At 73.8% G+C, this 20,457-nt stretch carries 20 protein-coding genes and 2 tRNA genes; 14 read left to right on the forward strand and 8 right to left on the reverse strand.

All coding sequences use genetic code 11. The features are described from left to right. Positions 1-160: 160 nt before the first annotated feature. The 3 genes from HJG45_RS28730 to HJG45_RS11725 all read right to left on the reverse strand — a co-directional run bounded on the left by HJG45_RS28730 (position 161) and on the right by HJG45_RS11725 (position 3,279). On the reverse strand, positions 161-391 hold the full coding sequence (locus tag HJG45_RS28730; RefSeq protein ID WP_171612310.1) for a DUF2497 domain-containing protein: 231 nt from the start codon (positions 389-391) through the stop codon (positions 161-163). Positions 392-933: 542 nt separating this feature from the next. After that, a complete protein-coding gene (locus HJG45_RS11720; protein ID WP_171612311.1) occupies positions 934-2,373 on the reverse strand; it encodes a TolC family outer membrane protein in 1,440 nt (479 codons plus the stop codon). A gap of 249 nt (positions 2,374-2,622) precedes the next feature. Then, a complete protein-coding gene (locus HJG45_RS11725) occupies positions 2,623-3,279 on the reverse strand; it encodes a protein-L-isoaspartate O-methyltransferase (protein ID WP_171612312.1) in 657 nt (218 codons plus the stop codon). Between the two features lie 143 nt (positions 3,280-3,422). On the opposite strand from HJG45_RS11725, the gene HJG45_RS11730 reads away from it, so the two are divergent. The 4 genes from HJG45_RS11730 (at position 3,423) to HJG45_RS11745 (ending at position 7,558) form a co-directional block, all read left to right on the forward strand. Next, a tRNA-Cys gene (locus HJG45_RS11730) sits at positions 3,423-3,496 on the forward strand. Positions 3,497-3,587: 91 nt separating this feature from the next. Beyond that, positions 3,588-3,662: transfer RNA gene (locus HJG45_RS11735), tRNA-Asn, on the forward strand. 82 nt (positions 3,663-3,744) lie between these two features. Then, positions 3,745-5,391, forward strand: a complete 1,647-nt coding sequence (locus tag HJG45_RS11740) for a hypothetical protein (RefSeq protein ID WP_171612313.1) — start codon at positions 3,745-3,747, stop codon at positions 5,389-5,391. 58 nt (positions 5,392-5,449) lie between these two features. Beyond that, complete coding sequence (locus tag HJG45_RS11745) at positions 5,450-7,558, forward strand: molybdopterin-dependent oxidoreductase (RefSeq protein WP_171612314.1); 2,109 nt, start codon at positions 5,450-5,452, stop codon at positions 7,556-7,558. A 16-nt stretch (positions 7,559-7,574) separates the two neighbouring features. Here HJG45_RS11745 and HJG45_RS11750 read toward each other — a convergent pair whose 3' ends face one another. From HJG45_RS11750 to phnF, 3 genes are read right to left on the reverse strand one after another with little or no spacing between them, the layout of a single operon-like run. Further along, positions 7,575-7,976, reverse strand: a complete 402-nt coding sequence (locus HJG45_RS11750; RefSeq protein WP_171612315.1) for a hypothetical protein — start codon at positions 7,974-7,976, stop codon at positions 7,575-7,577. Between the two features lie 33 nt (positions 7,977-8,009). After that, positions 8,010-8,723 carry a hypothetical protein gene (locus HJG45_RS11755; RefSeq protein ID WP_171612316.1) on the reverse strand — a complete coding sequence of 238 codons (714 nt, stop codon included), beginning with the start codon at positions 8,721-8,723 and terminating at the stop codon, positions 8,010-8,012. A gap of 2 nt (positions 8,724-8,725) precedes the next feature. Continuing rightward, on the reverse strand, positions 8,726-9,478 hold the full coding sequence (gene phnF / locus HJG45_RS11760; RefSeq protein WP_171612317.1) for a phosphonate metabolism transcriptional regulator PhnF: 753 nt from the start codon (positions 9,476-9,478) through the stop codon (positions 8,726-8,728). A 93-nt stretch (positions 9,479-9,571) separates the two neighbouring features. Between phnF and phnG the strand changes: the two genes are divergently transcribed. From phnG to HJG45_RS11800, 8 genes are read left to right on the forward strand one after another with little or no spacing between them, the layout of a single operon-like run. Beyond that, positions 9,572-10,063, forward strand: a complete 492-nt coding sequence (gene phnG, locus HJG45_RS11765) for a phosphonate C-P lyase system protein PhnG (protein WP_302479741.1) — start codon at positions 9,572-9,574, stop codon at positions 10,061-10,063. Further along, positions 10,060-10,650, forward strand: coding sequence for a phosphonate C-P lyase system protein PhnH (gene phnH, locus HJG45_RS11770; protein WP_171612318.1), 591 nt, complete (start codon positions 10,060-10,062; stop codon positions 10,648-10,650). The genes phnG and phnH overlap by 4 nt, the downstream gene beginning before the upstream one ends. A gap of 25 nt (positions 10,651-10,675) precedes the next feature. Then, complete coding sequence (locus HJG45_RS11775; RefSeq protein WP_171612319.1) at positions 10,676-11,767, forward strand: carbon-phosphorus lyase complex subunit PhnI; 1,092 nt, start codon at positions 10,676-10,678, stop codon at positions 11,765-11,767. Further along, positions 11,764-12,615, forward strand: a complete 852-nt coding sequence (locus tag HJG45_RS11780; RefSeq protein ID WP_171612320.1) for an alpha-D-ribose 1-methylphosphonate 5-phosphate C-P-lyase PhnJ — start codon at positions 11,764-11,766, stop codon at positions 12,613-12,615. The genes HJG45_RS11775 and HJG45_RS11780 overlap by 4 nt, the downstream gene beginning before the upstream one ends. Before the next feature lie 11 nt (positions 12,616-12,626). Next, positions 12,627-13,400, forward strand: a complete 774-nt coding sequence (gene phnK / locus HJG45_RS11785) for a phosphonate C-P lyase system protein PhnK (protein ID WP_171612498.1) — start codon at positions 12,627-12,629, stop codon at positions 13,398-13,400. Next, complete coding sequence (gene phnL / locus HJG45_RS11790; protein ID WP_171612321.1) at positions 13,397-14,095, forward strand: phosphonate C-P lyase system protein PhnL; 699 nt, start codon at positions 13,397-13,399, stop codon at positions 14,093-14,095. Before phnK ends, phnL begins: the two co-directional genes overlap by 4 nt. Further along, positions 14,092-15,231, forward strand: coding sequence for an alpha-D-ribose 1-methylphosphonate 5-triphosphate diphosphatase (locus HJG45_RS11795; protein ID WP_171612322.1), 1,140 nt, complete (start codon positions 14,092-14,094; stop codon positions 15,229-15,231). Before phnL ends, HJG45_RS11795 begins: the two co-directional genes overlap by 4 nt. Beyond that, positions 15,231-15,902 carry a DUF1045 domain-containing protein gene (locus HJG45_RS11800; RefSeq protein WP_171612499.1) on the forward strand — a complete coding sequence of 224 codons (672 nt, stop codon included), beginning with the start codon at positions 15,231-15,233 and terminating at the stop codon, positions 15,900-15,902. The genes HJG45_RS11795 and HJG45_RS11800 overlap by 1 nt, the downstream gene beginning before the upstream one ends. Here the strand turns inward: HJG45_RS11800 and phnN are convergent. After that, a complete protein-coding gene (gene phnN, locus HJG45_RS11805; RefSeq protein WP_171612323.1) occupies positions 15,894-16,436 on the reverse strand; it encodes a phosphonate metabolism protein/1,5-bisphosphokinase (PRPP-forming) PhnN in 543 nt (180 codons plus the stop codon). The two genes, HJG45_RS11800 and phnN, sit on opposite strands and share 9 nt — an antisense overlap. Before the next feature lie 89 nt (positions 16,437-16,525). Between phnN and HJG45_RS11810 the strand changes: the two genes are divergently transcribed. Both HJG45_RS11810 and HJG45_RS11815 read left to right on the forward strand, forming a co-directional pair. Then, a complete protein-coding gene (locus tag HJG45_RS11810) occupies positions 16,526-18,313 on the forward strand; it encodes a gamma-glutamyltransferase family protein (RefSeq protein ID WP_171612324.1) in 1,788 nt (595 codons plus the stop codon). A gap of 20 nt (positions 18,314-18,333) precedes the next feature. Continuing rightward, on the forward strand, positions 18,334-18,663 hold the full coding sequence (locus HJG45_RS11815; RefSeq protein WP_171612325.1) for a hypothetical protein: 330 nt from the start codon (positions 18,334-18,336) through the stop codon (positions 18,661-18,663). A gap of 60 nt (positions 18,664-18,723) precedes the next feature. Here HJG45_RS11815 and HJG45_RS11820 read toward each other — a convergent pair whose 3' ends face one another. Next, positions 18,724-20,415, reverse strand: coding sequence for a thiamine pyrophosphate-dependent enzyme (locus tag HJG45_RS11820; RefSeq protein ID WP_254452453.1), 1,692 nt, complete (start codon positions 20,413-20,415; stop codon positions 18,724-18,726). Positions 20,416-20,457: the final 42 nt, after the last annotated feature.

Raw genomic sequence — 20,457 nt, forward strand, 5'->3', positions numbered from 1 at the left:
GTTCCGCGCCCCGGCCCCCGTCAAGGGGGCATACCAACGGCCGTCGATGTTGACACATCAACGGCCCCCATCGCTGCCCCTGGGCGCCGGGCGGTTTGCTCCGCGCCCCCTGGCTGCGCGGCACGAGCCGCGGCGCCCGGTGGATTCGCTCCGGCAGCGCTCAGGACAGCGCTTGGCCCACCACCCGCTCGATCTCGGCGCGGACCAGCCGCTCGACCATCGGCGGCAGGTGCCGGTCGAGCCAATCCTTCAGCAACGGGCGGATCTCCTCCCGCACCACATCCTCGATGCTCGGCCCGCCGCGGCTGACCGGGCTGGAGCGGTCGCTGGCCACGGCCCGCAGCAGGGCGCCAACCGAGGCGGCGGCCGCGGCGGCAGCGGCCGGCGCCAAGAGGCTCGGGTCCGAGGCGCCCGCTGCCAGCGCGGCTGGCACCGAGCCAGGCCGTTGCGCGGCGGTCGAGGATGCAGGCCGCTCCGCGGCGGCTGAGGGTGCAGGCCGCTCCGCGGCGGGGGCCGATGCAGGCCGCTCCGCGGTTGGGGATTCTTCCGGCACGGCAGGGTCCGGCAGCCGGGGCGCGGGCTTGGGAGCCGCGGCGACCTGTGCCGGCCTGGCCATGGCGGGTGGCGTCGGAGGTGGTGCTGGCGGTGGCGCGGCGCGCGCGCCGGCAGGCGGGTCGGCCGGGGACGGCGCGGCGGGGGCCACGAGCATGTCCTCGGTGAGGTCGAGCGGCTCGTCGGCCGGGTCGGCCCCGACATCCGGGACGCTGCCCAGGACAGGCTCGGCAAGGGCGGGCTCGGCAAGGGCGCCTGGCGCGGGCGGAACCACATCGTCGCTCAGGATCCGCCGGATCGAGGCGAGGATGTCCTCCATGCTGGGCTCCCCGGCCCCCCCCGAGGGAGGCGCCGCGGCAGGTCCGGCCCGCTCATCCGCCATCAGCGAGTCTCCGCTACGCCCGAGTAATCCCCGAGCCCAAACCAACGGTTGCGCACGGCGTTATAATACGCGCGCATATCGTAGGGGTCGACCTGCAATCCGAGGTCCTGCGCGGTCAGCCGCCCGACCGTGCCGGCCAGGGTGTAGGATTGCGCCACCACCGTCGCCAGGGCCTGGACGAGGTTGGTCCGGTTCTGCAGCAGCTCCTGCTCGGCATTCAGCACCTCGAGCGTGGTGCGGCTGCCGACGATGGCCTCGCGCTGCACGCCGTCGAGGGCGATTTCCGAGGCGCGGATGGCGGCGCGCTGCGAATCGACCTGCGCCCGGGAGCTGACAAGTTGCTCCCAGGCCTGGGTCGCCGCCTGGGTCACGCTGCGGCGCTGGTCCTCGACCTGCTGGCGCGCCTGCTGCGCCGCCTGCCGGGCCTGCCGGACGGCCGAGTATTCCGAGCCGCCCTGGTAGATCGGCACGGTAAGCTGGGCGACGACCTGGGCGCCGGTCGTCCGGGTATGCGTGCCGAGCGAGTTGTCCTGGCGGAAGGCGGAGCCCTGCACCGAGACCTGCGGCATCAGGTTCGACACCTGGACCGAGACCGCATCCCGCGCCGCCGCCTCGTCGAACAGCAGCGCCACCACCGCCGGGTTGTTGTTGGCGGCGGCGTCGCCCGCCTCCTGGGCGCTCATCACCGGCGGACGCAGCGGCTGCGGCGCCACCAGCCGCGCCGGGACCGAGCCGACGGTGCGCTGATAGCTGGCGCGGCTGATCTGCAGGCTCCCCTCCGCGCCGGAGCGGCTGGCACGGGCGGCGGCGAGGCGGCTCTCCGCCTGGGCGACGTCGGTGCGGGTGATCTCGCCGACGCGGAAGCGCTCATTCGTCGCGCGCAGCTGCTCGGTCAGCACCTGCTCGTTGTTGATGTTGAGCCGCAGCAATTCCTGGTCGCGGATCACCGCCACGAACGCGTTCACCGTGTCCGACATCACCTGCTGCTCCTGCGCGAGCAGCCGGGCGCGCTGGCCGAGCACCTGGTTCTCCGCCCGCCGCGTGCTGGCGACGGTGCGGCCGCCGCGGAAGATCGGCTGGGTGACGGTGACCTGGCTGGTGAAGAGCTGCCGGTCGACATGCGTGGTCGTGCCGCGCCGGATCGTGCCGAAGGGATTGTCGGGGTCCTGGAAGGCCGCCAGCGACCGCGCCCGGCCATCGACATAACCGCCGGTGACCGCCACGCTGACGCTCGGCCGCCAGCCGGCCAGGGCCTGCGGCACGTTCTCGTCCACCGACCGAAGCTGCGCCCGCGCCGCGAGGAGGGAGGGGTTGTTGGCGTAGGATTGCGCCATCGCCTCCGGCAGCGTCTGCGCCGCGGCCCCGGGGACGCCGAGGGGCAGACCTGCCGGCGCCAGGAGCGCGGTGGCCAGCGCCAGGGCGGGGCGATTCACTCTCATCGTAGCCATGTCCTTCCGTCCCAACGGGCCATCCAGGCGGGGCCCCGAAGCCTGCGCCTGGACGGGCCGTGCCCGACCGCCATACCGCAATGCACGGATGGAGCAAGTGCGGCAAGCTTTGCAACAACCCGTTGCAAGGCGGCCCGCTGGCGGCCGCAACGGGCCCGCCCGCCGGGCCGCGGCCAGCTCTCCTTCCTCGGCCCGCTCGCCCCCGCGCCTGCGGGGGCATGCGTCAGGTGACGAAGCCCGTCAGAAGACGAAGCCGGGCGCCGGCGCGAATTCCGCCAGAGCGATGGTTGCACAATCGAAGGCCGGGGTCACGCTCACCGCGCCGCCGAGCTTGCGGGCGAGCACGGCGACGCCGCTGCGACGGCCGCCGCCGAGCACGGTCACCAGCCGGCCGCCCTCCGCGAGTTGCGCAGCGATCGCCGGCGGCACCTCGGGGATCTCGCCCTCGATCAGGATGACGTCATAGGGTGCGCCCGCCGGATGCCCCTCGACCGGCTTGCCGGGTTCGTAGCGCACCGCCCCCGCCGGCAGGCAGGCGGCAAGCGCCGAGGCCGCGAGGCCGGCGAGCTGCGCATCCGACTCGACCGCCGTCACCTGCGCGCCGCAGCGCGCCAGCACCGCCGCACCATAGCCGGTGCCGGCGCAGAGAACGAGCGCCCGGTCGGCCGGCCGCACCGCGGCGAGCTGGACGAGACGGGCGATCACCATGGGCTCGATCAGCGCGCGGCCGCCGGGCAGCGGCACGTCCTCGTCGGCATAGGCGCGCATGCGCAGATCGGCCGGCACGAAGCTCTCCCGCGGCAGCTCCCGCATCGCGTCGAGCACGCGCGGATCGGTCACCTTGTTCGGCCGCAGCTGCCCATCCACCATGCGTTTGCGCGCGTCGGCAAAGTCCATGAAGCCGTTACCTTACATGAGGCCGCGGGTTTATAGGGGCCGCGGCGCGGCCTCGCCAAGCGTCCTTCTGCCGCCCCTGCTTGACCTTGGCCGATCGCGGCGCCAAAGAGGGCCCGCGCCCGGAGCGGTTTCTCCGTCCCGGCGGTCCGGTGGCCGAGTGGTCAGGCACAGGTCTGCAAAACCTGCTACGGCGGTTCAATTCCGCCCCGGACCTCCAGGCGGATCCTGCCCGGTCGGGCAGGATGAAAACGGCTTCAGGGGGCTTACAGGGCGCGGCATGAGTGCTATACGGCCGCTCCCTTGGCTGATCCGGCGTGGCGCAGCGGTAGCGCAGCGGACTGTTAATCCGTTGGTCGTTGGTTCGAATCCAACCGCCGGAGCCATCTTCCCTCCCCATATCCGCCATCGCGCCGCCGCGACGCGGCGTTGTCCTGCATCCGGGACCGGACGGGACGGGAGCCGGGCGTGAGGGGCGACCGAGCCATGGCGCGGCTGCTGGCCGCGATGCTTTGCGGCGCGCTCTGCCTCGCCTTCTTCTTCCGCTACCAGCTCGGCAACGGCTTCACCCTGTTGCTCGGCGACCGCCATGACGGCGTGATCGCCCTCTCGATCATCGAGCACTGGTACAACGTCCTGCGCGGCCTCGCGCCCTGGGACCGCACCGCCTATTTCTTCCCGGTGCCGGCGACGCTCGGCTACAATGACGGCTATCTGCTCTTCGGCCTGATCCATGCGGTCTTCCGCAGCCTCGGCGCCGATCCCTTCCTCTCGGGCGAGCTGGTCAACGTCACCATCCGCGCCATCGGCTTCGCCGCCAGCCTGGCGCTGACGCGGCGCCTCGGCCTCGGCTTCGGCTGGGCGCTGCTCGGTGCGGCACTCTTCACCGTCAGCAACAACCTCTTCATCCGCGGCAGCCACGTCCAGCTCTTCAGCGTCTCCTTCGTGCCGGTGCTCGGCCTGCTCGCCGAGCGCGGCCTCGCGGCGCTGCTCGCCGGGCGGCGCGCCGCCCTGCTCGGCTGGGGCGCGGGCTTCTGCCTGTTCTTCGCCGCCTGCCTGCTGACCGGCTTCTACATGGCCTGGTACAGCGCCTTCCTCGGCCTGGCGCTGCTGCCGGCCTGGCTGCTCGTCGCCGGCCCGGCGCAGCGCCGCGACCTCTTCCGCGCGGTGCAGGCGCAGGCGCTGCCCCTTGCCGGGTTGCTCGGCCTCGCGGTCCTGGTGAACCTGCCCTTCCTCGCCCTCTACCTGCCCAAGGCGGCCGAGACCGGCATGCATCCCTGGGCGGATGTGGTGCGCAACGCGCCGGAGCCGATCGACGTCATCAATGTCGGGCCGGACAACCTGCTCTGGGGCTGGCTCGTCCAGGCGCTGAACGAGGCCCTCCGCCCGGGCTTCCCGGCCTGGAGCGAGCGGATGACCGGGCTGCCGCCGCTGCTGCTGCTGCTCTACCTCGCCTCACTCGCTTGGCTCGCCCGCGGCCCGGCCCTGCCGCCGGGGCGGCTCGCCCTTTGGCGCGCGCTCGGCCTGGCGAGCCTCGTAACCTGGCTGCTGACGGTGCAGGTCGGCGGCGTCACCGCCTGGTCGCTGGTCTATGCCGCGGTGCCGGGCGCGAAGGTGCCGCGGGTGGTGGCGCGCTACCAGATCTTCATCACCCTCGCGGTGGTGCTGCTGGCCGTCGCCTTCCTCTCCTCCCGCCGCTGGCCGGTGCTGCCGCGGCTGGCGCTGGTCGCGCTGCTGCTGCTCGAGCAGGCGAATTCCTATGCGCCGCTCTTCCTCGACCGGACGCTGGAGGCCGGCCGCCTCGCCGCGGTGCCGCCGCCGCCCGCCGGCTGCCGCGCCTTCTGGGTCTCCGCCGCCCGGCAGGAGAGCCGCTTCGGCGAGGCGGTGACCGACCCCTACAACCATAATTCGGAGGCGATGATCGTCGCCGCCGTCCGGCACATCCCGACGGTGAACGGCATCTCCACCTTCAACCCGCCGCACTGGCCGGCCGGCATCCCGAGCGACCCGGCCTATCCCGCCGCCGTCGCCGCCTATGCCAAGGCCTGGGGCATCACCGGCCTCTGCGCCCTCGACCTGCAGCGGATGCGCTGGAGCGGGCCGGCAGGGCCGTAGCGAGCGCGGCGCCCCTCGCCTATCCTGGCCGCCTCGGTTCGGCACGGGGCGGTGGACGATGACGGAGAGCGCGGCGCGCGGCGATTTCCAGGGCAGCACCTGTCCGCATGACTGCCCCTCGACCTGCGCCCTCGAGATCGAGGTGACGCGCGACGCCGAGGGGGTCGGGCGCGGCATCGGCGCGGTCCGCGGCGCGGCGGCCAACAGCTACACGGCGGGCGTCATCTGCGCCAAGGTCTCGCGCTATGCCGAGCGGGTGCACCACCCGGACCGCCTGCTGCGCCCGCTGCTGCGCACCGGCCCGAAGGGCAGCGGCCAGTTCCGCGAGATCGGCTGGGCCGAGGCGCTCGACCGCACCGCCGAGGCCTTCGCCGAGCGCACCGCCCGATATGGCAGCGAGACGGTCTGGCCCTATTACTACGCTGGCACCATGGGCCTGGTGCAGCGCGACGGCATCCACCGGCTGCGCCATGTCATGCGCTATTCCGGGCAGAAGAACACCATCTGCACCGCGCTCTGCGAGAGCGGCTGGCAGGCGGGCGTCGGGCATTTCGGCGGTCCCGATCCGCGCGAGATGGCGGAGTCCGACCTCATCGTCATCTGGGGCGGCAACCCGGTGGCGACCCAGGTGAACGTGATGACGCATGTCAGCCGCGCCCGGAAGCAGCGTGGCGCCAGGCTCGTCGTCATCGACCCCTACCGCACCGGCACCGCCGCCGCGGCCGACCTGCACCTGGCGCTGCGGCCGGGGACGGATGCGGCGCTGGCTTGCGCGGTGATGCACATCGCCTTCCGCGACGGCCATGCCGACCGCGACTACATCGCCCGCCGCTCCGACGCGCCGGCCGGGCTGGAGGCGCATCTCGCCGCCCGCGGGCCCGCCTGGGCGAGCGCCGTCACGGGCCTCTCCATTGCCGAGATCGAGGCATTCGCCCGGCTCTACAACACCACCGACCGCGCCTATATCCGCTGCGGCTACGGCTTCTCGCGCAGCCGCAACGGCGCCGCGGCGCTGCATGCCGTCACCTGCCTGCCGACCGTGACCGGCAAGTGGCGCCACCTCGGCGGCGGCGCCTTCTGGAGCAACCGCGCCATCTATCACTGGGACAAGACCCTGATCGAGGGGCTGGACGCGCGCGACCCCGGCATCCGCCTGCTCGACCAGAGCCGCATCGGCGCGGTGCTGACCGGCGACCGCCGCGACCTCGGCGAGGGCCCGCCGGTGACGGCGCTGCTGATCCAGAACACCAACCCCGCCGTGGTGGCGCCGGCCAGCGGCAAGGTGCGGCGCGGCTTCCTGCGCGAGGACCTCTTCACCTGCGTGCACGAGCAATTCCTGACTGACACCGCGAAGCTCGCCGACATCGTCCTGCCGGCGACGATGTTCGTCGAGCATGACGACCTCTACCAGTCGGGCGGCCACACCCATATCCAGCTCGGCCCGAAGATCGTCGAGCCGCCGGGCGAGTGCCGGTCCAACCACGAGGTGCTGCAGGGCCTCGCCTCCCGCCTCGGCGCCGAGCATCCGGGCTTCCGCATGACGGCGCGCGAGATCGCCGATGCGACGCTGCGCGCCTCCGGCTGGCCGGGCTGGGAGGAGGTCGCGGCGGCGCGCTGGGTGGATGCCGCGCCCGATTTCGCCGCGGCGCATTACGAGCGGGGCTTCGGCCATCCCGACGGGCGGTTCCGCTTCGCCCCGGACTGGGCGGCGATCGGCGCCGACCATGCGGGCATGCCGGCCCTGCCGGACCAGATGGAGGCGATCGACGGCGCCGATGCCGAGCGCCCCTTCCGTCTGGTGACGGCGCCGGCGCGGCAATTCCTCAACACCACCTTCACCGAGACGCCCGGCGCCCGGCGGCGCGAGCAGCGGCCGACCGCGCTGCTGCATCCGCGCGACGCCGAGGCGCTCGGCGTCGCCGAGGGCGGCGCGGTGCGGCTCGGCAATGCCCAGGGCGAGGTGGTGGTGACCGCGAAGCTCGCCGAGGGACAGCAGGAGGGCGTCGTCATCGTCGAGAGCGTCTGGCCGAACGGCGATTTCGCCGGCGGCATGGGCATCAACCTGCTGACCAGCGACGATGCCGGCCCGCCGAAGGGCGGCGCCGTATTCCACGACACCGCGGTCTGGGTGCGTCCGGCGGCGGCGGAGCGGCTGGCGGCCGAGTAGCCGGCCGCGATCCACGCTATCCGAGCCGCGCCGCCCCGGCGGCGGTCAGATGCGCCAGCCGCCCGGCGCAGAACACCGCCACCGCCTCCGGCCCGGCCGGGTCGACCAGCACCACGTCGCCGCGCAGCCCCGGCCGCAGCGCGCCGCGATCTGCGAGGCCGGCCGCCGCGGCCGGATTGCCCGAGACCAACGCCCAGGCCGCCGGCAGGTCCATCCGGCCGCGCCGGACCATGGCGAAGGGGGCGGCGAGCAGCGCCGGCCAGTGGTAGTCGCTCGCCAGCACGGTGACGAGGCCGCGCTCGGCGAGCGGCGCCGCGCTCGCCCAGCCGAGATGGCTGCCGCCGCGCACCACGTTCGGCGCGCCCATCACCACCGCCTCGCCATGCGCCCGCGCATCGTCGGCCACCGCCTCGGCCATGGGAAATTCGCAGATCCGGGCGCCAAGCGCGCGCTAGAGCGCGCGGTCGGCGAGCGTCGCATCGTCATGGCTCAGCATCGGCAGCCCGGCCTTCGCCGCCGCGGCGGCGAGGCGCGCCCGCGCCTCCGGCACCGCGTCGCGCCGGGCGGCGACGCGCCCGATCAGCGCGCGGAAATCCTCGGCCGAGAGCCCGGCGCGGCCGGCATATTTCGCCACCTGCTTCGGGTCGTCCATGCGCGCCAGGATGGGCGGCGTGTGGTCGTTGAAGCCGAGCAGATGCACTCGCCCCGTGGCGATGTCCGACAGCGCATCGTCCAGCGCATCGAGATTGTCGGCCTCGAAGCGCAGATGCACCCGGAGATCGAGGGCCAGCTCCGGCCGCGCCGCCTCCAGCGCCGCCATCAGCGCCCGCCAGGACTCGAGCGAGCGCAGCCCCGGCTCCCAGGAGAGGGTGACGCCGAGGAAGGCCGTGGTGATGCCGGAGGCGAGAAGCTGCGCCGCCGTGTCCCGCACCGCCATCGCCGCCGGGAAGCCGATGCCCGGGCGCGGCTGCAACCCGCGCTCATGCGCGTCGCCATGCAGGTCGACGAGGCCGGGCAGCACCAGCAGGCCGCGCGCGTCGATCCGGCGCGCGCCGGGCGATGGCGTTGCGGCGACGGTGCCCGCCGCCAGGGCGATATCGGCCGGCCGCAACGCCCCTTCCAGCAGCGCGGTGCCGCCGGTGATCTGCCAGGGTCTCTGGTCCATGCTCAGCTTTCCACCAGGATCTGCACGCGGCCCGCGGCGTAACAGGCGATGCTCAGCTCGACCGGCTCGCCCGCCGCATCGACGTTCAGCGCCTCGGAGACCAGCACCGGCCGGCTGCGCGCCTGGTCCAGCAGCGCCGCCTCCTCCGCGGTCGGCATGCGGGCGGTGATGCGCGTCGAATGCCGGCGGTAGTCCGGCACGCCGAGCCGGGCCAGCGCCCGGGTGATCGAGGGGTCCTCGGCGAGCAGCCCGGCCATGGCGGGGAAGCGGGCCACGGAGAAATAGTGCCGGCCGACCACCACCGGCCGGCCATCGGCGAGGCCCTGCCGCTCGGCCATCACCACCGGCTTGCCGCGCCGGATCCGCAGCGCCTCGGCCACGATCGCATCGGCGTCGATCTCCTCGAGGCGGAGGATGCGGCCCTGTGGCTCGCGGTTCTGCCGCCGGATGGTCTCGGAGAAGCGGGTGCGGGGACCGAGCGGGTAGTCCAGCACGTCCTCGGCGACGAAGCTGCCACGGCCCTGCTCGATCCGCACCAGGCCGCGCGCCTCGAGGTCCTCCATGGCGCGCCGCACCGTGTGGCGGTTCACCGCGAAGCGCTGGGTGAGCTCGGCCTCGGTCGGCAGCCGGCTGCCCGGAACCAGCCTGCCGCCGGTGATGTCCCGCTCCAGGCTGGCGACGATCTGCCGCCACAGCGCGACGCCGCGGCCGCGGGCCAGGGTCGCCTCGGCGCCGGAGGCGGCGGCATCTGTCATCGAAACTTCAACCACGCCGGCACTCCGACAGGGCACATCTGGGCCTAGTTATCCGGCTAGACAACCAGATGTCTAGACCTTTAGGAAGGCCGCATGAGCGAAGCCACAGGAACCGGTCCCGGCGGGGACGGGCAGCAGGGGCTGGCCGGGGATCCGGCCCGCCGCCGCTGGATGGGGGTGCTGGCGCGGGCCAGCGCGGCCGAGATCGCGGCGCGGCTGGACGGGCTGCCGCCGCTGCCGGCGCATCGGCGCCTGCGCGCGCCGGAGACCGGCCTCGTCATGCTGCGCGGCCGCCAGGGCGGCGACGGCCAGCCCTTCAATCTCGGCGAGATGACCGTGACGCGCTGCAGCGTCACCCTGCCCGACGGCGCGACCGGCCATGCCTATGTCGCCGGCCGGGACCGCCGGCAGGCCGAGCTCGCCGCGGTGCTGGACGCCCTGCTGCAGGACCCGGCCCGGCGCCCCGCCTTGCTCGCGGCGGTGATCGAGCCGCTGGCCGAGGCCCAGGCGGCGCGCGCGGCGCGGCAGGCGGCGCGGGCGGCGGCAACAAGGGTGCAGTTCTTCACCATGGCGACGATGCGATGACCCGGCCGATGCGCATGCCCCTCGCCGCCGGCTTCGCCGATCCGGTGCTCGATGCCCAGTGCTGCTTCCGGGCGGCGCTGGAGGCGATGGCGCGGCCGGGCCGCGTCCAGCGGGTCGCCGCGCCGCCCGAGGCCCCGCCCCCGCTCGGCGGCGCGGCGGCGGCGCTGCTGCTGACCCTTGCCGATGCCGGGACTCCCGTCTGGCTCGATGCCGGGCCGGCGGCCGAGGCTTGGCTACGCTTCCATGCCGGCTGCCCGATCGCCGCCATGCCGGGCGAGGCGGCCTTCCTGCTGGCGACCGGCGCGCCGCCGCCGCTTGCCCGGCTCGCCGCCGGCAGCGAGGAGGAGCCGCACCGCTCGGCGACGCTGATCCTGCAGGTCGCCTCGCTGGCCGAGGGCGATGGCTGGCGCCTCAGCGGCCCGGGCATCGAGCGCGAGCACCGGCTGCGGGTCGAGGGCTCGCCGCCCGGCTTCGCCGCCGAATGGGCCGCCAACCATGCCCGCATCCCGCAGGGCGTCGATCTCTTCCTCTGCGCCGGCGACCGCCTCGCGGCCCTGCCGCGCAGCACCACCCTCATCCCAGGCTGAGCGCCCGGACCCGGAGGCACGCATCATGGCCTATGTGGCAGTCAAGGGCGGCGAGCGCGCGATCGAGGCGGCGCATGCCTGGCTCGCCGAGGCGCGGCGCGGCGAGCCCGCGGTGCCGGAACTCGGCGTCGATCAGGTGGAGGAGCAGCTTGGCCTCGCGGTCGACCGGGTCATGGCGGAGGGCGCCTGCTACGACCGCGGCCTCGCGGCGCTCGCGATCAAGCAGGCGCGCGGCGACCTGATCGAGGCCGCCTTCCTGCTGCGCGCCTATCGCACCACCCTGCCCCGCTTCGTCGCCGGCGCGCCGCTCGATACCGGGGCGATGCGCATCCGGCGGCGGATCAGCGCCACCTACAAGGACCTGCCGGGCGGCCAGGTGCTCGGCCCGACCTTCGACTACACCCACCGGCTGCTCGACTTCGCCCTCGCCGCCGAGGGCGAGGCGCCACCTCCGCCGCCGGAGGCGCCGGCCGAGGCCGAGCGCATGCCGCGCGTCACCGGCATCCTGGCGCAGGAGGGGCTGATGCAGCCCGAGGCTCGGGGGGAGGCGCCCGCCGAGGCGGAGCCGCCGGACCTGACACGCGAGCCGCTCGCCTTCCCCGCCGCGCGGCCGCTGCGGCTGCAATCCCTCGCCCGCGGCGACGAGGGCTTCCTGCTCGCCCTCGGCTACTCCACCCAGCGCGGCTACGGCAACGCGCATCCCTTCGTCGGCGAGATCCGCATGGGCGAGGTGGCGGTGGAGATCACCCCGCCCGAGCTCGGCTTCCCGATCGAGATCGGCGAGGTCACGCTGACGGAGTGCCAGATGGTGAACCAGTTCGCCGGCTCGAAGACCGAGCCGCCGCAATTCACCCGCGGCTACGGCCTTACCTTCGGCCATGCCGAGCGCAAGGCGATGGCCATGGCGCTGGTCGACCGGGCGCTGCGGGCGCGGGAGCTCGGCGAGGAGGCCACGGCGCCGGCCGAGAGCGAGGAATTCGTGCTCTATCACTGCGACAATGTCGAGGCGACCGGCTTCGTCGAGCACCTGAAGCTGCCGCATTACGTCGACTTCCAGAGCGAGCTCGAGAAGATCCGGCAGCTGCGCGCGACCGCCCTGCGGGAGGCCGCGGAATGAGCGCCACGACGGGCTATAATTTCGGCTATCTCGACGAGGACACCAAGCGGATGATCCGCCGCGCCCTGCTGAAGGCGGTGGCCATCCCCGGTCATCAGGTGCCCTTCGGCTCGCGCGAGATGCCGCTGCCCTATGGCTGGGGCACCGGCGGCATCCAGGTGACGGCGAGTGTCATCGGCCCCGCCGACCGGCTGAAGGTGATCGACCAGGGGGCCGACGACACCACCAACGCCGTCTCCATCCGCCGCTTCTTCGCCCGTGTCGCCGGCGTCGAGACGACGGAGCGCACCGCCGAGGCCAGCATCATCCAGACCCGCCACCGCATCCCCGAGACGCCGCTGCGCGAGGGGCAGATCCTGGTCTACCAGGTGCCGATGCCCGAGCCGCTGTTTCGCCTCGAGCCGCGCGTCGCCGAGACGAAGCGCATGCATGCGCTCGCCGATTACGGGCTGATGCATGTGAAGCTCTATGAGGACATTGCCCGGCACGGCCATGTGGCGATCAGCTACAACTACCCCGTGATGGTTAACGGCCGCTACCTGATGTCGCCCTCGCCTATCCCCGCCTTCGACAATCCGAAGATGCACCGCAATCCGGCCCTGCAATTGTTCGGCGCCGGGCGGGAGAAGCGGATCTACGCCGTGCCGCCCTATACCGAGGTCCGCAGCCTCGATTTCGAGGACCATCCCTTCGAGCCGGTGCGCGCCAGGGCCGGCTGCGCGCTCTGCGGCAGCCGCGAGAGCTATCTCGACGAGGTGGTGACGGACGATGCCGGCGGACGGATCTTCGTCTGCTCCGACACGGATTACTGCCAGAGCCGCCAGGCGCGGCAGGAGGCGGCGGAATGAGCGCGCCCGGGATGAATGCTCCCCTGCTCGAGGCCAGCGACCTGGCGCTCCGCTACGGCGCCGTGCCGGCGCTCGACGGCGTCTCGCTCGCCATCTGGCCGGGCGAGGTCGTGGCGATCGTCGGCGAATCCGGCTCCGGCAAGACCACCCTGCTGCGGGTGCTCTCCGGCCTGCTGCCGCCGGATGCCGGCAGCGTCCTCTACCGCGACCCGGAAGGGACGGCGCAGCGGCTGGAGGCGATGGGCGAGGCGGCGCTGCGCCGCCTGCACCGCACCGATTGGGGCTTCGTGCACCAGAACCCGCGCGACGGGCTGCGCCTCGGCGTCTCCGCCGGCGGCAATATCGGGGAACGGCTGATGGCGACCGGCGCCCGGCATTACGGCTCGATCCGCGAGGCGGCGACCGCCTGGCTGCGGCGCGTCGAGATCGACCCGGCGCGGATCGACGCCCTGCCCCGCACCTTCTCGGGTGGCATGCAGCAGCGGCTGCAGATCGCCCGCACCCTGGTGACGCATCCCCGCCTCGTCTTCATGGACGAGCCGACCGGCGGGCTCGACGTCTCGGTGCAGGCGCGGCTGCTCGACCTGATCCGCGCCCTGGTCGCCGATCTCGGCCTCGCCGTGCTGCTGGTGACGCATGACATCGCCGCGGCGCGGCTGCTGGCGCACCGCATCCTGGTGATGCGGCACGGCAGGGTGGTGGAAGAGGGGCTGACCGACCGGGTGCTGGACGACCCGCAGCACGCCTACACCCAGCTCCTCGTCGCCTCGGTGCTCGCGGCATGAGCTGGGCGCTCCGCACCGAGGGCCTCGGCAAGGCCTTCACCCTGCATCTCCAGGGCGGCACCCATATCCCGGTGCTGCACGGGGTCGAGCTCAGCGTCGCGCCCGGCGAATGCGTGGCCCTCGCCGGCCCCTCCGGCGCCGGGAAATCCACGCTGATGCGCTGCCTCTACGGCAATTACGGCGCCGGCGAGGGACGCATCCTGCTGCGCCACCAGGGCGCCGAGATCGACCTGGCCAGCGCCGATCCGCGACTGGTGCGAGAGGTCCGGCGCGAGACGCTGGGCTATGTCAGCCAGTTCCTCCGCGTCATCCCGCGCGTCCCGACGCTCGAGATCGTCGCCGAGCCGATGCTGGCGCGCGGCCTGGCGCGGGCGGCGGCGCTGGCCCGGGCCGCCGAGCTGCTCGCCCGGCTGAACCTGCCCGCCGCGCTGCACGGGTTGCCGCCCGCCACCTTCTCGGGCGGCGAGCAGCAGCGGGTGAACCTCGCTCGCGGCTTCGGCCCGCGCTACCCGGTGCTGCTGCTCGACGAGCCGACCGCGAGCCTTGACTCCGGCAACCGCGCCGTGGTGATCGGCCTGATCGAGCAGGCGAAACGCGAGGGCGCGGCCATCATCGGCATCTTTCACGACACGGAGGTCCGCGACCGGGTCGCCGACCGGCTGTTCGCCGTCGAGCCGGTGCGGCGGGCGGCATGAGGGAGACCATCCTCACCAATGCCCGGCTGGTCCTGCCTGGGCAGGTCGTCACCGGCACGGTGGTGCTGCGCGACGGGCGGATCGCCGATGTCCAGGCCGGCCGCAGCGGCCTCGCCGCCGCCGAGGACCTGGAGGGCGACCACCTCATCCCCGGCGTGGTCGACCTGCACACCGACAACCTGGAGCGCCAGGTGTTGCCGCGCGCCAATGCCCGTTGGCCGAGCCGCTCGGCCATGCTGGCGCACGACGCGCAGTGCGCCGCCGCCGGCGTCACCACGGTGCTGGACGCGCTCTGCCTCGGCGATCTCGGCTTCGATCCCGGGCGCGGCCAGACCTTCCGCGACGGCGTGCGGGACCTCGACGCCCTGGCCGCGACCGGGCTGCTGAAGAGCGAGCATTTCCTGCATCTCCGCTGCGAGCTGCCGGCGCCGGACATGCCGGCGGCGCTGGAGAGCGTCGCCGAGCATCCGCGGGTGGTGATGGCGAGCCTGATGGACCACTCCCCGGGCGTCGGGCAGTACCGCGACATCCCGCGCTACCGCGCCATGCGGCAGCGGCAGATGCAGATGTCCGAGGCCGAGGTGACGCGGCGGATCGAGGCGCTGCTGGAGCAGCGGGCGCGGCTGCGCGAGCCGCAGCGCTGCTGGCTGCTGGACCGTCTGGCGCATCGCGCCCTGCCGCTCGCCTCGCATGACGATGACGGCGCCGGGGTGGTGGCGGAGAATGCCGAGGCCGGCATCCGCATCAGCGAATTCCCGGTGGTGATGGAGGCGGCGGCGGCGGCGCGGGACCTCGGCGTCGCGGTGATCGCCGGCGCGCCGAACGTGGTCCGCGGCGGCAGCCATTCCGGCAATGTCGCGGCGGCGGAGATGATCCGTGCCGGGGTGGTGGATGCGCTGGCCAGCGACTACGTGCCGGCGGCGCTGGTCGAGGCGGCCTGGCGCGCCGCGGCCGAGACCGGCATCGCCCTGCCGCAGGCCGTCGCCATGATCACCGATGCACCGGCCCGGCTGGCGCGGCTCGAGGATCGCGGCCGCATCGAGGCCGGGCTGCGGGCCGACCTGGCGCGGGTCGCGGTGGCCGGCGAGGTGCCCTTCGTCCGCCAGGTCTGGCGCGCCGGCGAGCGGGTGGCGTGATGCGCCTCGCCCTCTACTGGGCGCCCGATCCGGCGGACCCTCTGCACGCCCGCGGCTCGGCCTGGCTGGGGCGGGATGCCGAGACCGGGGCGGCGCTGGCGCAGCCCGCCCTGCCGGGCCTCGACATCGCCGCCCTCACCGCCGATGCGCGTGGCTACGGGCTGCACGCCACGCTGAAGCCGCCCTTCCGGCTGCGCGGCGGCTGGGAGGAGGCGCTGGAAGCGGCGCGGGCGCTGGCGGCGCGGCTCGCCCCCTTCGACCTGCCGCCGCTGGCCGTGCAGGACCTCGACGGCTTCCTGGCGCTGCGCGAGACCGCCCCCTGCCCCTCCCTGCGGGTGCTGGCCGATGCCTGCGTCGAGGCGCTCGATCCCTGGCGCGCGCCGCCCGGGGAGGACGAGCTGGCGCGGCGGCGGCGAGCCGGGCTCGGCCCGCGGCAGGAGGCGCTGCTCGCCCGCTGGGGCTATCCCCATGTCTTCGAGGAATGGCGCTTCCACGTCACCCTGACGCGGCGCCTGAGCCCGGCGGAGAAACCCGTGGTGCTGCCGGCGGTGACGGCGTTCCTCGGCGATGCGCCGGCGCAGCCGCGACGGGTCGAGGCCATCAGCCTCTTCACCCAGGCGGCGCCGGGCGCGCCCTTCCTGATCGCGCAGCGGCTGCCGCTCTCAGGCTGAGCGGAGCAGCGCGAGCATGGCGGCAATGCCGGCCTCCGGCGCGCCGTCATTGACCACCCGCGTCACCGCGAGCCCGGCCGGCAGGGGCGCCGCCCGCGCCAGCCGGGCCGCGACATCCGCCGCATCCTCCCGCCCCCGCGCCGCCAGCCGCTGCGCCAGCACGGCGGCCGGTGCGGTGACTTCCAGCACCCGGAGCGGCAGGCGCGCCGCCGCGGTCGCCAGCACGGTGCGGGAGAGATTCGCCACCACCACCCGCCCCGCCGCCAGGTCGCCGGTGATATCGGCCGGGATGCCGTAGTGCAGCCCATGCGCCTGCCAGGTGAGGGCGAAGCCGCCGGCCGCCGCCCGCGCGGCGAATTCCTCGGGGCCCAGCGCCTCGTGCTCCTCGCCCCCGGCGGTGGCCGGGCGGCTGATGCAGCGGCGGACGAAGCGGTAGCGCGGATGGCCCGCCAGCGCGGCGCGGGCGCCGGCCAGCAGCGTGTCCTTCCCCGCCCCCGAGGGCCCGACCACCGCCACAAGTACGCCCCTGGCCACGCCCTGCTCCACGCCGGCCCTCGCCCGAGAATTGACCGCGCCCTCTCTGCCTGCCCCTATCCGCCCAGTCCAGCAGATGAGGCCGCCAGATGTTCACCACCCGCCCGGAAATCGCCGCCACCTTCGGCGCCGTCGCCTCGACCCACTGGATCGCCTCGCAGGTGGGCATGGCGGTGCTGGAGCGCGGCGGCAACGCCTTCGACGCCGCCGCCGCCGCCGGCTTCACCCTGCAGATCGTCGAGCCGCACCTGAATGGGCCGGGCGGCGACTGCCCGATCATCCTGCACAGCGCGAAGCTCAAGGCGCAGCAGGTGATCTGCGGCCAGGGGCCGGCGCCGCGGGCGATGACGGTGGGCAAGCTGAAGGACGAGCTCGGCCTCGACATCATCCCCGGCACCGGCTTCCTCTGCGCTCCGATTCCCGGCGCCTTCGATGCCTGGGCGCTGATGCTGCGCGACCACGGGACCTGGACGATCCGCGACGTGCTGGACTACGCCATCGGCTATGCCAGCCGCGGCGCGCATGTGGTGCCGCGCATCTGCGCGACGCTCGAGACGGTGCGGCCGCTCTTCGAGAGCGCCTGGCCCACCAGCGCCGCCCTCTGGCTGCGCGATGGCGGCCCCAGGCCGGGACAGCTCTACACCAACCCCGAGCTGGCCGAGACCTACAGCCGGGTGGTGCGCGAGGCCGAGGCGGCCGGCCCCGACCGCGAGACCCAGATCGAGGCGGCGCGGCGCGCCTGGTATGGCGGCTTCGTCGCCGAGGCGATCGACCGCTTCGGCCGCAGCTTCGCGGCGCTCGATACCTCCGGCCGCCGGCACACCGCGCTGCTGACCGGCGAGGACATGGCCGGCTGGCACGCCACGGTGGAGGCGCCGGTCACCCATGATTATCGCGGCCACACCGTCCTCAAATGCGGTCCCTGGAGCCAGGGCCCGACCATGCTGCAGACCCTGGCGCTGCTGGAGGGGTTCGACATCGCCGGCATGGATCCGGTCGGCGCCGAATTCGCCCATACCGTCATCGAGGCGATGAAGCTCGCCTATGCCGACCGCGAGGCCTTCTACGGCGACCCGGACTTCGTCGATGTCCCGATGACGGCGCTGCTCGCCCCCGGCTACACCGCCGAGCGGCGGCGGCTGATCGGGCGCGGGGCCAACAACGACTGGCGCCCCGGCTCGCCCGGCGGGATCGCACCGCGCACCGACTATCCCGGCGCGCTGCGGCGGGCGCGGGAGATGGCGGCGGCGGCCGGCACCGGCGAGCCCACCGTCTCGCGCCTCGGCGCCTCGGGCGGCGATACCTGCCATATCGACGTCATCGACCGCTGGGGCAACATGGTGAGCGCGACGCCCTCGGCCGGCTGGCTGCAGAGCTCGCCCGCCATCCCCGGCCTCGGCTTCTGCCTCGGCAGCCGCTGCCAGATGTTCTGGCTGGACCCGTCCCTGCCGAACGGGCTGCAGCCGGGCAAGCGGCCGCGCACCACCCTCTCGCCCAGCCTGGTGTTGCGCGACGGCACGCCCTGGATGAGCTTCGGCACGCCGGGCGGCGAGCAGCAGGACCAGTGGCAGGCAATCATGCTGATGCGCATGGTGGACCATCGGCTGACCATCCAGCAGGCGATCGACCTGCCGAGCTTCCATTCCGAGCACTGGATCAGCAGCTTCTGGCCGCGCGGGGCCCGGCCGGGCCGGGCGGTGATCGAGGGCCGCTACGCGCCGGAGGTGCTGGCCGACCTCCAGGCCCGCGGCCATGCCGTGGAGATGGGCGGCGAGTGGTCTGAGGGACGGCTCACCGGGGCGCGGCTGGAGCCGGACGGGCAGATCTTCGCCGGCGCCAATCCGCGCGGCATGCAGGGCTATGCGGTCGGCCGGTGAGGCGGCGAGACCTGGGCTGGATGGCCCCCTGGGCAGTTCTGGCCGCCTTGGCCGGCTGCGCGCCCGATCCGCGGCCGGGGCCGGTGCGGGCCATGGCGCCGCGGCCAAATCCGCCGGTGCGGCCGAAGGCGGCAGCGCCGCGCCTCGACTGGGCCGGACGCTTCTGGGAGGAACTCAGCCCGGCGCAGCAGCGGCTGGTGCAGGCTCGGCTGCCGGCGCCCGCCGGCGAGGCGGCGGCGCGCTGGGACGTGATGGGGCTGTCCGAGCGCGAGGCGCTGCTGCGCGGCCGCGCCGTGCCGGCGGCGCAGCTCACCGCCCGGCAGGACGACACGGCGCCGGCGACGCCGTGACCGAGTGCCGTCCCGGGATATCGGGGCCGCTACCGGGGCGCCGGCGACGGCCCCGACGCGTCACGTCCGCGGCGAGGGCTTGGTCTGGGCCCGCAGCTCGGCGATGGTCGAGCGGTTGGTCACCTGCTCCGGATTGGTCCGCACCTCGATCAGCGCCGGCTTGCCGCTGGCCACCGCGCGCTGGAAGGCCGGCACGAGCTGGTCGGTCGCCTCCACCACCTCGCCATGGCCGCCGAAGCTCTCGATCAGGCGGGCGAAGTCGGGGTTGGTCAGCTCGGTGCCGGAGACGCGCGCCGGGTAGTGCCGCTCCTGGTGCATGCGGATCGTGCCGTACATGCCGTTGTTGAAGACCATGATGATCGGCGCGACCCCGTGGTGGAAGGCGGTCGCGATCTCCTGCCCCGTCATCAGCATGCCGCCATCGCCGACGAAGGAGATCACCATCCGCTCGGGATGCACCACCTTGGCGCCGATCGCCGCCGGCACCGAATAGCCCATGGCGCCGTTGGTCGGGCCGAGGAAGTCCTGGCCGGCGCCGACATGCATGAAGCGCTGCGGCCAGGTGGCGAAATTGCCGGCATCCGTGGTGAAGATCGTATCCGGCGGCAGCACCGTCTCGAGCGCCTGCAGCGCCACGGCGAGGTTGAGCGGCCCGGCATAGTCCGGCGCCCTGGCCTGCGCCTCGCGCGCCGCCCGCAGCTCCGCCCGCCAGCCGGACCAGACGGGCTTCGCCACCGGCTGCGCCGCCTTGGCCGCCGCGGCGAAGGCGTTGAGGTCGGAGGTGATGCCGAGCGCCGGGCGGTAGACGCGGCCGATCTCGGCCTGCTCGGGATAGACATGCACGATCGGCGTGCCGCCGGCCATGTCGAAGAGGGTGTAGCCCTGGCTCACCGTCTCGCCGATCCGGGTGCCGATGGCGAGGAAGAGGTCGCACTCCTTCGCCTTCTTCACCAGCGTCGCATCGGCGCCGACCCCGAGATCGCCGACATAGTTGGGCGAGGTGCCGTCGAACAGCCCCATCCGGCGGAAGGAGACCGCGACCGGCAGGTCGTTGGCGAGGAGGAAGTCGCGGATATCCGCCTTGCCCTGCGCCGACCAGCCGGCGCCGCCGCCGAGCACCACCAGCGGCCGCTGCGCCTTGCCGAGCATCGCCATCATCTCGGCGACCGCTTCCGGCGCCGGATGCGGCGGCAGGACGCGGGCGGGCGGCAGGTCCGGCACGCTCGCCATGCTGCGTTGCATCTCCTCCGAGATCGCCACCACCACCGGGCCCGGACGGCCGGAGGTGGCGACGTCGAAGGCATGCGCCATCAGCTCGGGGATGCGCGCCGCGTCGTCGATCTGCGTCACCCACTTGGCGAGCGGGGCGAACATCTTGCGGTAGTCCACCTCCTGGAAGGATTCGCGGTCCGTCTCCTCGAAGGGGATCTGGCCGACGATCAGCACCAGCGGGGTGCTGTCCTGGAAGGCGACATGCACGCCGATCGCGGCATGGCAGGCGCCGGGGCCACGGGTGACCAGCGCCACGCCCGGCCGGCCGGTCAGCTTGCCGTAGGCCTCGGCCATATGGACCGCCCCGGCCTCGAAGCGGCAGGTCACCAGCTCGATGCGGTTGCGGCGGGCATAGAGCCCGTCGAGCAGGTCGAGATAGCTCTCGCCCGGGACGCAGAAGGCATGGGTCACGCCCTGCGCCACCAGCGCATCGGCCAGGATATGCCCCCCGAGCCGTGCCTCGCCCGTCGCCTTTGTCATGCCGTCCGCTCCCGCCCCGACCATTGCAAGCCCAACCATTGC

The organism is Roseicella sp. DB1501 (assembly GCF_013112485.1).
GTDB lineage: Bacteria > Pseudomonadota > Alphaproteobacteria > Acetobacterales > Acetobacteraceae > Paracraurococcus.